The organism is Candidatus Obscuribacterales bacterium (assembly GCA_036703605.1).
In the GTDB taxonomy this organism is placed as follows: Bacteria; Cyanobacteriota; Cyanobacteriia; order RECH01; family RECH01; genus RECH01.
This window is the reverse complement of record DATNRH010000806.1, coordinates 1-4,174: the sequence shown is the minus strand read 5'-3', so window position 1 is coordinate 4,174 and position 4,174 is coordinate 1. Positions and strand designations below refer to the sequence as shown.

Annotated in this window: 4 protein-coding genes; all 4 read right to left on the bottom strand. The window is 54.0% G+C overall.

All coding sequences use genetic code 11. The features are described from left to right. Positions 1-271: 271 nt before the first annotated feature. Positions 272-1,012: a CPBP family intramembrane glutamic endopeptidase gene (locus V6D20_16800; GenBank protein HEY9817439.1), complete on the bottom strand. Its 741-nt coding sequence runs from the start codon at positions 1,010-1,012 to the stop codon at positions 272-274. A gap of 145 nt (positions 1,013-1,157) precedes the next feature. After that, positions 1,158-2,105, bottom strand: coding sequence for a type II CAAX endopeptidase family protein (locus tag V6D20_16795; GenBank protein HEY9817438.1), 948 nt, complete (start codon positions 2,103-2,105; stop codon positions 1,158-1,160). Between the two features lie 50 nt (positions 2,106-2,155). Further along, positions 2,156-2,827: a helix-turn-helix domain-containing protein gene (locus tag V6D20_16790; GenBank protein ID HEY9817437.1), complete on the bottom strand. Its 672-nt coding sequence runs from the start codon at positions 2,825-2,827 to the stop codon at positions 2,156-2,158. Positions 2,828-3,396: 569 nt separating this feature from the next. After that, on the bottom strand, positions 3,397-4,174 hold a 778-nt coding region (locus V6D20_16785), incomplete at its 5' end, for an SDR family oxidoreductase (protein HEY9817436.1).

Genomic DNA, 4,174 nt, shown 5'->3' with positions numbered 1-4,174 from the left:
CGCCGCTATCATCCCGATGATGACTAAGCCATACACAATGGCGTTGATGATGAGGTAGGCGCGAAAACTGGCGCGAATGATATGGAAGGGTTTGCGAAGCAAGCGGATGTGTTTTGCTTCATGATTCGGGTGAATAAGGCGCTTTGTGGCGATCGCTTTGCGTGACATATTTTTATCTCCAATGTTTGGTGATGGATGCAGTGATGCTTAAGAGTGAGCACCGCCGCGTAGAGCAGCGCTGTCGATGATGCAAATAAGGGTGTCTAAACCCTTAGCCAACGAGAGCCAGCACGGCATGAACTGTCAGGTGGGCAATCATGGCGGCCTCTAGCCCGTAGCGCCAGAATAAATACCCCGCAACTACTGCAAACAAGGAATTTTGGAGCAGCAAGAACCCTAGCAAGGCTGGGGTTAACGGTAGTCCTAGGGCGATCGCAGCGGGCAAGTGGGCCATAGCAAACCCTAGGGAGGAGACGGCAATGGCGACGACCACCCATTGGGTCTGGGGTTTACCCTGGCGCTGCTGACCAAATCGCCAGCCCAGCCATAGGAGCAGCGTCATCAGTCCCCAGCGGATCAAAATTTCTTCGGTGATACCGCCGTAGAGAAATCGCACTAGCAGCGGCGTAGGCTCAGCCGCTCCATAGGCTGGTGGCAGCAGCGGGCGAGACAGCAGGGCGATCGCCGTCAGCAGTGCACCGCTGATCAACCCACCCACCACACCGGGCAACAGTTGAGGAACCATGGCTTTCCGCCACGATTGCCCCATAGCCAGCGCCTCTGCCCCCGGTGCCATTAGCCCTAGCCGGGGAGTCAAGAGGACGCCTATCAGCACCGCCACCGACAGCAAAATCGTGGGCTGTACCAGCACCAATAGCCTAACCACGGCGGCAGGTGGGGCACCCTCTGGGAGCAAGGGCAACGGCAGCAATACCAGGGATATGACCCCAGCCATGCCTGCCAACCACAGCAGCCCAAACAGTTGCAGCCGAGTGTTTTTATGCTTAGCCATGACTCTATCCTCAATGTCATTTCAGAATTGTTTTCAAGCCTTCGCGATCTTGTGGTTATAGGGTGCAGAACGCCCCTTTGTCGGGCAGTTCGAGGTCGATGAGATAGTCAGGTTCATTTGCTGATAGGTTTGCGACCTGACGAGATCACCCACGATCTTGCGGTGGCTCTGGGAAACGGGTTGGCGTCTTACGCTTGAACACTCCGTAGGCGATCGCCAGAAACACGGGTACTGCAACCAGCCCTGATAGCGCCCCGTAGGTGGCGTGATACTCGCTGATGGTGAACAGAGCGGGTGAGGGCAAGGCAGTTCCAGTGATGTTGAACAGGAGTACCCCACCGATGTTGTTCGCGAAGTGTACGCCGATGGCGAGTTCAGTAGTGCCGTCAATCAACGAGACCACAGTCCACACCAGACCCGGAACGAAGAAGTAGTTGGAAAAGATCGTGAGCCAGCCGCCCGCCCGCGCCTCCGGGTTGAGGAGGTGTGGCAGGGTAAAGATAACGGCTGGCACGATCGCCAGAAAAACGCGGTTGCTCCAGATGAGGCTCGCGCCCTGCACGATGTATCCGCGAAAGAAAAGCTCCTCCGTTGTCGTCTGGATCGCGGTGAGAACCAGCGCCAGCGGCACAAAAAGCGCAAATGTTATGAGGCCGGAGTTGAAGGAGAAGGTATCTGGGTAGAACAGATACTGCCCTAGCCCACCGATCAGGCCGTACGGCACAAACCACGCCACGAATCCATGACCGACCCGATGCCAGTCTATCCGCTTCCGCGCTGTGACGAGCGTTCGGGGATGGCGGCGGTGGACGAGGGAGACAGCGATCAGCACTCCGGCGAAAAAGCACAGAAAACTCGCTATGACAAACAGGTAGTATTCCACAAGCCCAAGCCCCGAGGGGTCTGCCTGGCCACCGAGCGCGAACGCGACGAGTACACTGGCACCACTACCGACGATCAGCCACGCAAAGAGGATGATCATCAGCCCCAGAACATACCGCCACCCCCGATACTTACCCCACCGGGCAGCCTCCACGTAGGTAACTTTTTTCGCTTCTGCGATGATTCCCTGCGGTCTTTCGGTATTTTGCATCTTCATCTCCGTTCTTTTACTCTTGTTGCTAACTTCAATTGCTCATCAGTTTAGGGATCGACAGGATCGCCGATCGCCCCCCCAGTAGCGATGTGCACGGCGCGGGCCATCTGCCCAAGCGGGTTGTCGAGCGAGGTACGATCGGCTCCCGCCATCAGGGCAGCACTGACGTCTTCACTGATAACGCGCACGACTGCGGTGGCCGCTGCGGCATGCATCCGCACCTCAATATCGTCAGGCGATCGCCGCAGGCGATCGGCAAAAATCTCGACCAGAGCGTGCTCTATTCGGTCGTTAGTCATCAGCCAGGCCGTCCGCAGATCCGGCTCTTTTTCGGCCAATACAGTCATTTTGATCACAGCCTGATCAAAGGACTGCTGATCGGGATCTTTAGTCCGATTCACCGCCCACTCGACGAGGTGATCTTCAAGGGAGACATCCCGAGGCCAGCGACGCAATAGCGCCACAAACTCCTCGCCATCCTGCGCCAAGACCGGCTCGACACAGCTCTCCTTATTGCGGAAGTACCGCCAGAGGGTGCGCACCGAGAGACCCACGGCAGCGGCGATTTGCTCGCCGGTCGTGGCCGCGACGCCTTGCTCCCAGAACAAACGCGCCGCCTCCCGCGAAATCTCCAGACGTATCCGCTGGTGCCGCTGCTCACTCATCCCCCCTGGTTTGCGCTCATTCTTTGTCCTATCGCTGGCACCGTCACTCCCCACAACCACCTCTCCCCTGGCTATCTGTCACTAAATGACAATATAGCGCTTGGTGACAGATGTTGACAAAAGGGTGCTTTGCCAAACAGCAATTCATCTGAGCGATTGGCTATTCAAGTTCTGGCAATGCCAGTAAGGGGATGACATCTGAGACAACCCATAACAATTGGGAGGAGTGAGATCACCCCTGCCAACGACCGCTATCAACAGGATTGTTGTGCGATGCTTACATACTTGATGTACAGATTGTCTTTGTCTTAACTAACTTGAGTCTATGAGTTTTAACACTCAAGTTCTTTCAGATTCTTACGGTGGTTTATTAAATTTTTAGGGAGCTAGCGAAGCTGCTTTGGTATCATTCCAGTGAGCCGCTGAAACTACTGATGGCAGGGCTGATTCATCTCCTCAAACCCTTGCCTGATCTTCGTATCGATGTTTTGTCGCAGTAGAGCACGAGTAGATCTGTGTAAACTTCACGATTGGAGGCTCTACAAGTAGCTCAATCTGGAACTGATGCTCTGAATCAGTTAATTGGCTAACATGATTTGTCTACCGATTGAAGTTGATTTGAGCTACAGAGACTGCCCCCCGGAGACTTCGATTCGCTGTCCAGTAATCCATCGATTCTCTTCCGACAGCAACAGCGCGATCGCCCCTCCAATATCATCGGGTTCACCTACCCGACCTAAAGCAGTTTGGGACGCGATGTACTTATTGATCTCTGGATTGTCCCGCACGACACTGCCCTCGGTGGCGATCGCGCCTGGAGCGACTACATTCACTGTGATTTGCCGCTGTCCTAGTTCCTTTGCTAAGGAGCGAGTCAGAACCTCGATCGCGCCCTTCATGCTGGCATAGATCGCTCGTCCTGGTCTTATGGTGCGGGTCAAAAACGATGAAACATTCACGATTCGTCCACCATCTTTGAGCAATGGCAGCAACTTCTGAGTGAGAAAGAAGACCCCCTTGAAGTTAACGTTGAACAGTCGATCAAATTCTTCCTCTGTTGTTTCTGCAAACAGTGAACCGCCACTAATTCCAGCGTTATTGATGAGGAAATCAAATTGCTCGATGTCCCAAGTGTTTTGTAGGGCTTGCTTGACTTGTATCACAAATGCATCAAGGGTTTCGATGCTGCCGATATCGAGCTGCAATGCCACTGCTTTATTTCCCATTGCCTCAATTTCAGAAACAACGGATTTTGCTTCCGCTTCACCGTTGAGATAGGTCACAATTACGCCCACTCCTTTCTTTGCCACTGCCAAAGCAGTATTCTTTCCCAGTCCACGACTTGCTCCTGTCACTAGAGCAATTTTTGGTTTATCTTGTGTCATTAGCTTATTTCTCCAA